We start from the raw sequence: 6,620 nt of genomic DNA, 5'->3' as shown, positions 1-6,620 counted from the left end.
GACGGCCCGTCCACCGGCGGCCGGCCGCCCGCGCGGCTCGCCTTCGACGCGGCGGGCGGCGCGGTCCTGGTCGCCAACCTCGGCCAGTCCCGCGGCCAGCTCGCCGTCTGCGACCTCGCCGGCACGATCCTCGGCCGCGCCGACGCCGACCTGCCGCCCGGACGGCTGCCCGAGGTGGCGCTGCCCGCGCTGGTCGAGCAGTGGACGGCCCTGCTCGGCGAGTGCGGCCTGGACGCGTCCGCCGTGCGCGGCGCCGGGATCGGCGCGCCCGACCCGGCCGACTTCGACCTGTGGGACACCGCCCCGGTCGCCGAGCGCTTCGGCGTGCCCGTCCTGCTGGACAACGAGGTCAACGTCGCGGCGCTCGGCGAGCACCGCGTCCACCACCCGGACGTCGCGGACCTGCTGTTCGTGAAGGTCTCCACCGGCATCGGCGCGGGATTGATCTCCGGGGGGCGCATCCAGCGCGGCGCGCAGCGGGCGGCGGGCGAGCTCGGGCACGTCCCCGTCGCGGACGGCCCCGGCGTCACCTGCCGCTGCGGCAACCTCGACTGCGTGGAGGCGGTCGCCGGAGGAGCGGCCCTCGTCGCGCTGTCCAGCGCGCCCGACCTGCCGACCCTGGTGGCGCGCGCGCAGGAGCAGGACGCCGAGGCGGTCCTGCTCGTCCGGGACGCGGGACGGCGCCTCGGCGAGGTCATCGCCGCCGCCGTGAACATCCTGAACCCGGCCGTCGTCATCCTCGGCGGCGACCTCACCGCCGCGTACGAGCCGCTGGTCGCGGGGGTCCGCGAGGTCGTCTACCGGCGCGCGACCGCCCTCGCCACCCGCTCCCTGCGGATCGAGCCGAGCCGCCTGGGCGAGCTGGCGGGCCTCACCGGATGCGCCGCGATGGTCCTGGACCACACCCTCGCGCCCGAGGCCGTCGACGCGGCGCTCACGTCCGCCTGACAAGCCGCCCGCACCGAAGCCGAATCGGCGCTTTCCGCCCGTTCGCGCCCGGTGGGAATTCGCGTCCCCGGACATGAGGAACGTCGCAATCGGACGCTCTGGAGAGCGCGGCCGACGCCTTGCGATGCGCTGAACGCATCGCCTACGCTCTCACGCCACATCTGAACCTTCCCCCCGGGGGCGAAAAACGTGTTCGACCAGTCTCCCGAAGCCATCGAAAAGGCTTTGGAGAATCTGACCAAGGACGCCCAGGAAAAGCTCGAACGGTACGCGGAGATGCGCGAGCGGATCGCCGCGATGCGCAGCACCGCGCAGTCCGCCGACGGCCTCGTCTCGGTGACCGTCGCCCCCGGCGGCGCCGTCACCGCCATCGACCTCAGCGAGCGCGCGCTCCGGCAGAGCGCCGCGCAGCTGTCGGCGTCCCTGATGAGCACGATCGCCGCGGCCAGCGCCGACGTCTCCCGACGGATGGCCGCGGCCGTCGCGCCGCTCGCCCCGGCCGGGATGGACGTCGAGGCGCTCGTCCACTCCCGGCTGCCCGCGCCGCCGAGCGACGACGAGCGGGACGGACAGCGATGACCGAGACCACCCACGACGTCGGCAGGCTGCTGGCGGCGGCCGAGAGCGCGGACCGGCTGACCGACTCCGCCACCTCGATCCAGGGCGCGGCCAAGGGCATCAGCGTCAGCGGCCACGAGTGGGGCGCGGTCGGGATCGCGTTCAGCGTCCACTACGACGAGGCCGCCAAGGACATCAACGAGCACCTGGACCTGCTGGTCACCTCGCTGCGCGGAATCGAGAGCGGGATCGAGGCGACCGCGCGGAACTACGCGGGCGCGAACGAGGCGATCCTCGCCAGGATCTCCGCGCTGGAGGCCGACCGCCCGGAGACCGAGCCGGGCACGGCGGGGAAGGACTGACCGCGCGATGGTGGAGATCTTCACCGACCCGTACAAGGCGGGCGAGGGCAACGTCCCCGGTTGGAGCCAGGTCGCCAAGGGCGTCCAGCACTACCAGAACGAGGACTACACCTCGATCGCCGGGGACATCGCCGACCTCGGCTACACCGGATTCACCGCGTGGATGGACCCGCTCGGCGCGCTGGTCGGCGCGGGCGTCGGGTTCCTCGTCGACGTGATCAAGCCGCTGCACGACATGCTCACCTGGGTCACCGGCGACGACGGCGCGATCGGCGACCACCGCCAGGAGTGGGACAAGGTCGCCAAGGACCTGGTGTCGCTCGCCGACCAGCTCGACCGGGATCTGGCCAAGGACCTGGAGACCTGGACCGGTCCGGCCAGCGAGGCGGGCAAGCAGCGGATCGCCGAGTTCGTCCAGGGGACGCGCGACACGGCCAACGCGATCGGCGACATCAAGGGCCTGCTCGCCCTCACCGCCTCGCTCTGCGACACCGCGATGTCCCTGATCAAGGACCTGATCTCGCAGTTCGTCGAGTGGCTGATCATCACCTGGCTGGCCGCGCAGGCCGCCGCGATCCCGACCCTCGGCGCCAGCGAGGCCGCCGCGGCGGGCGCGACCACCGCCGAGGCCGCCGTCGCGACCAGCCGCGGCGCCCGGATCGTCCAGCGGGTGCTGTCCGTCTTCCGGAAGATGGCCGACGTCGTCCGGCGGGTCGTCACCAAGCTCAAGGCGCTGCGCAACTCGGCGGTGTGGAAGCTGACCGGCAAGGGCGGCAACCGCACCCTCGGCCCCGGCGGGCTCGGCCGCGACCTGGTGAACGACGGCCGGGACGCGCGCAACGCGCTGCGCGGCGCCGGCGGCGCGCGCCAGCCGTTCGAGTACGACCCGAAGGACGGCGCCATCGCCGCCGGAACCAAGATCACCACGGGGCTCGGGCAGGGCGAGGAGGACGACCACAGCAACGTCCCGCCGCCCGGCGAGATCAACCGGAAGCTGAACCTCGGTGTCTGAGACCTGGACGGGCTTCCGCTCCGCGCCCCTCGCCCTCCCCCCGCTCTACGCCGTCCTCGTCGCGGCGGCCGTCGGCGGGGATCCGGGCCGCCTCGCCGAACCCGCCGTGCTCGTCCCCGCTCTGGTCGGGCTGGTGCTGCTGGTCGCCGTCCCGCTGCGGGCGGCGTTCCACCGCCGGATCACGCTGGGCCCGGACGCCCTGACCGTCCACCGGACGTTCGGGACCCACGCGTTCCCCCTCGGCGAGATCGCCTTCCTTCAGGAGAACCTGCCGGGCGGGCTCGGGCCGCAGTGGCCGAAGCTCCTGGTCCGCGACGCGTCCGGCCGGACGTGCCGGACGTGGAGCCTCGGCCGGGACCACGAGCGGATCGTCCGGACCGTGCGGACGGCGGTGATCCGGGCGGGCGGGCCCGACCCCATGGCGTACGTGGACGAGGAGAACGCCGCCCGCTGACCCGGCTCGGCGCCGGTGTTCGGTGCCGCCTTTCAGTGCGGCCGTTCGGTTGCGTGTTGCCGGTTCGGCAACAGGGTTTGCCCTTCCCGGCGGGCGCTGACGATGCTGTCCGCATGACGAAGGAACCCACCAACGAAGAGTTCTGGGACGAGCGCTACGGCGGCCACGGCCACGGGCACATCTGGAGCGGCAAGCCCAACGCCGCCCTGGTCTCCGAGGTCTCCGGCCTCACCCCCGGAACGGCGCTCGACCTCGGCTGCGGCGAGGGCGCGGACGCCGTGTGGCTGGCCCGGCAGGGCTGGAAGGTCACCGCCGTGGACGTGTCGGGCGTCGCGATCGGCCGCGCCGTCGAGCACGCCGCGGACGCCGGCGTCGCGGAGGCCGTCACGTTCGAGCGCCGCGACCTGTCGGAGTCGTTCCCCGAGGGCCGCTTCGACCTGGTGACCTCGCAGTTCCTGCACTCCCCCGCCGCGCCGGTCTCGGCGGACATCCTGCACGCGGCCCGCGACGCCGTCGCCCCCGGCGGGACGCTGCTGGTCGAGGGCCACGCCGGTCCGCCGCCGTGGGCCCCGGACGCCCACAACTTCCTGCCCACGGCCGCCGAGGTCGTCACCGTCCTCGACCTGGACCCCGCCGAGTGGGAGGTGCAGCGCGCCGTCGAGCACGAACGCCTGCAGACCGGCCCGGACGGCACCGTCGTGACCCGCCTCGACTGCACCGTCAAGGCCCGCCGGAAGGCTTAGTCCCCGCCGGACCCCGGCCCCTGGAACCCCGGACGCCCGGCGGCGCGGAGGCTAGGCGGGCGTCCGCGCGGACGACTTCCGGTGCGCGGGTTTCCGGTCGGCCGTCTTCTGCTGGCCGGACTTCCGCGCGGCGGCCCGCTGCTGGTCGGCGGACTGCTCCTCGGTGGGGCCCTGCTCGGCGTCCATCTGCTTCGCGTCCGCTCGCGGGTCCGGAGGCGCCTCCGGACCCGACGCCCGGCCGGAATCCGCCTGCTCAGCCGGAGTCGAGGCATCACCCCCGGCCGCCCGCCCCGATGCGGCCGGGGCCTCCTCGGCACCCGCCTCGGCCTCGGATTCGGCCTCGGATTCGGCCTCGGATTCGGCCTCGGATTCGGCCTCCGGGGCGGACGCCTGGTCCGGGATCAGCAACTGGCGCGGACGGCCGTGCGCGGACGGCGGCGGCAGGGTGCCGCGCTGCCGCTCCAGGGCGTCCAGGATCTCGCGCAGGCCGGTGACCTGCTCGTCCAGGCCCGCCCGCAGCTCGGCCTCCTGGCGGACGACCTCCTCGGCCGACCGCAGCGCCTCCCGGTGCCGCTCCCGCGCGTCCTCGAGCAGGTCGGCCGCCGCCGCGCGGGCCTCGGCCTCCAGCTCGGCCGCCCGCTCGCGCGCCCGCTCGACGATCTCGGCGGCCTCCCGCCGGGCGGTGTCGAGCAGCCGGTCCACGGTCTCCTGGGCGAGGCCCATGACGCGGGCCGCGGCCTCCGGCGACTCGGGCGGCCGGGCCCGCAACCCGTCGATCTCACGGTGCAGCGCGGTCAGGGTGGTCTCGACGTCGGCGAGGAAACCGTTCACCTCGGCCAGGTCGTACCCCTCCCGCAGCCGCACGGTCGTGAAGACCTTCTGGGCGACCTCGGACGGAGTCAGCATGCTCGTCCCCTTCCGCCGGGCATTCATCACGCTTTGCATTCCCATGGCGACTGCTTGTAAACAATAGGGGACGAGCCGCGGATCACGCGAGGATCTGGCCGCCGTCCACCGTGACGACCTGCCCGGTCATGTAGGTGTTGGCCATGAGGAACACCGACGCGGCGCCCGCCTCCTCGGCCGTCCCGAACCGGCCGAGCGGCAGTTCCGCCCCCGCCTCCCGGACGGCCTCGTCGGTGGGAAGGCCGCCGACCGAGCGCAGCAGCGGCGTGTCGAACGCGCCGTAGCGGACGGTGTTGACCCGCAGCCGGCGCGGCGCGAGCTCGACCGCGAGCGCGCGGGTCAGCGTCTCGATCCCGCCGCCCGGAGCCATGGCGCCCGCGATCCCGGCCGTCGGGCGGACGACGAGGTTGCCGGACGTGAAGGTGAGCGAACCTCCGGCGGGCATCCGCTCGGCGGCGAGGCGCGCGGCCACGACCGCGGCCCAGACACGCTGGTCGTACGCCTCGTGCGCGGCCTCGCGGGTGAGTTCGGTCAGCGGACCCGCGCCGGTGTAGCCGCCGGCGGTGAGCAGGACGTGGTCCACCCGCCCGGCCAGGTCGAAGGCGGCGCGGACGGCGTCCTCGTCGGCGGCGTCGGCGACCGCGCCGAGCACGTCGGCGTCCCCTCCGTCGCGGCGACGGACGCGACGGCCGCGTCCAGGCGGGCCCTGTCGCGCCCCGAGAGGACGACGCGGACGCCCAGGCCGTGCAGCAGCCGGGCGGCGGCGAGCCCGATGCCGGACGAGCCGCCGAGCACGACGGCGGTCGAACCGGCCAGGCCGCCAGGCAGTGGCGAGCGGACCGGAGCGGGGGCAGAGGTGGCAGTGGACACGGGTGTTCTCCGATCGAAATAAACCAGACGGTTGGTTTAGATCATGAGGGCGTCCGGAGCGGGTTGTCAACCAGATGGTTTAATTTCCGGCATGAGCTACGACGCGGACGCCACCCGGGCGAGGATCTTCGAGGCCGCCTCCGCCGAGTTCGCCGCGCACGGCCTCGCCGGGGCCCGGGTCGAGCGGATCGCCTCCGCCGCGCGGGCCAACAAGCAGGCCATCTACCTCTACTTCGGCAACAAGGAGGCGCTGTTCGGCGCCGTCCTGCAGGCCAAGATGGAGGAGGTCTGCCACGCGGGCACGCTCGACCCGGAGGCGATCGGCGACACCGTGGGCCAGCTGTTCGACTGGTACCACGAGCACCCGGAGCTCGTCCGGCTGCTGATGTGGGAGGCGCTGGAGTCCTGCCGGCCGAAGACCTGGGGCGAGGACGAGCGCACCGAGGTCTACCGCGGCTACGCCCGCGACCTGGTCGCCGCGGGCGTCGGCGCGCGCGCCGCCGACGACGCCGCCCGCGTCCGCGCCGCGCAGGACTGGCTGTTCACCATCCTCGGGCTCGTCGCCTGGAACTTCGCCGTCCCGCAGATGCGCCGCATGGTGCTGGACGAGCCGGACGAGAAGGCCGCCCTCGCCCGCCGCCGCGCCGCGGTCGTCGAGGCCGTCCGCACCCTGGCCGCCTCCCGCTGACCGCGCCGGACCGCACGCCCCGCCGACCACGCCGTGACTCCACCCGCCGGGGCGGCACCCGCCGTGACCCCACCCGCTG

At 74.5% G+C, this 6,620-nt stretch carries 9 protein-coding genes and 1 pseudogene; 7 read left to right on the top strand and 3 right to left on the bottom strand.

The genetic code is table 11. The annotated features are described in order from the left end of the window. From DZF91_RS12245 to DZF91_RS12220, 6 genes are all read left to right on the top strand, one after another. Nucleotides 1–948: ROK family protein (locus DZF91_RS12245; RefSeq protein ID WP_147341116.1), on the top strand; the 948-nt coding region annotated here is incomplete at its 5' end. Between the two features lie 225 nt (nt 949–1,173). Then, entirely contained in the window at nt 1,174–1,527 is a 354-nt protein-coding gene (locus DZF91_RS12240; RefSeq protein WP_117357594.1) for a YbaB/EbfC family nucleoid-associated protein, read from the top strand. Beyond that, complete coding sequence (locus DZF91_RS12235) at nt 1,524–1,868, top strand: hypothetical protein (protein WP_117357593.1); 345 nt, start codon at nt 1,524–1,526, stop codon at nt 1,866–1,868. The genes DZF91_RS12240 and DZF91_RS12235 overlap by 4 nt, the downstream gene beginning before the upstream one ends. A 7-nt stretch (nt 1,869–1,875) precedes the next feature. Beyond that, on the top strand, nt 1,876–2,880 hold the full coding sequence (locus DZF91_RS12230) for a WXG100 family type VII secretion target (protein WP_117357592.1): 1,005 nt from the start codon (nt 1,876–1,878) through the stop codon (nt 2,878–2,880). Further along, nucleotides 2,873–3,334: a hypothetical protein gene (locus DZF91_RS12225; protein ID WP_117357591.1), complete on the top strand. Its 462-nt coding sequence runs from the start codon at nt 2,873–2,875 to the stop codon at nt 3,332–3,334. Before DZF91_RS12230 ends, DZF91_RS12225 begins: the two co-directional genes overlap by 8 nt. Before the next feature lie 113 nt (nt 3,335–3,447). Next, nucleotides 3,448–4,077, top strand: coding sequence for a class I SAM-dependent methyltransferase (locus DZF91_RS12220; RefSeq protein ID WP_117357590.1), 630 nt, complete (start codon nt 3,448–3,450; stop codon nt 4,075–4,077). Nucleotides 4,078–4,128: 51 nt separating this feature from the next. On the opposite strand, the gene DZF91_RS12210 is transcribed toward DZF91_RS12220, so the two are convergent. The 3 genes and pseudogenes from DZF91_RS12210 to DZF91_RS42650 form a co-directional block, all read right to left on the bottom strand. Further along, the gene (locus tag DZF91_RS12210; protein ID WP_158587924.1) at nt 4,129–4,983 is read right to left on the bottom strand and encodes a DivIVA domain-containing protein; all 855 of its coding nucleotides are present in this window, start codon (nt 4,981–4,983) and stop codon (nt 4,129–4,131) included. Nucleotides 4,984–5,065: 82 nt separating this feature from the next. Beyond that, entirely contained in the window at nt 5,066–5,635 is a 570-nt protein-coding gene (locus tag DZF91_RS12205; RefSeq protein ID WP_199486583.1) for an SDR family oxidoreductase, read from the bottom strand. A 74-nt stretch (nt 5,636–5,709) separates the two neighbouring features. Continuing rightward, nucleotides 5,710–5,778: pseudogene (locus DZF91_RS42650) on the bottom strand (hypothetical protein); the annotation flags it as partial. Between the two features lie 166 nt (nt 5,779–5,944). Here DZF91_RS42650 and DZF91_RS12200 point away from each other — a divergent pair. Next, nucleotides 5,945–6,541, top strand: a complete 597-nt coding sequence (locus tag DZF91_RS12200; protein ID WP_117357588.1) for a TetR/AcrR family transcriptional regulator — start codon at nt 5,945–5,947, stop codon at nt 6,539–6,541. Nucleotides 6,542–6,620: the final 79 nt, after the last annotated feature.

Origin of the sequence: Actinomadura logoneensis, assembly GCF_003428695.1 — a bacterium.
GTDB lineage: Bacteria > Actinomycetota > Actinomycetes > Streptosporangiales > Streptosporangiaceae > Spirillospora > Spirillospora logoneensis.
The sequence above is the reverse complement of the archived record's forward strand: the minus strand, read 5'-3'. Positions and strand labels throughout refer to the sequence as shown.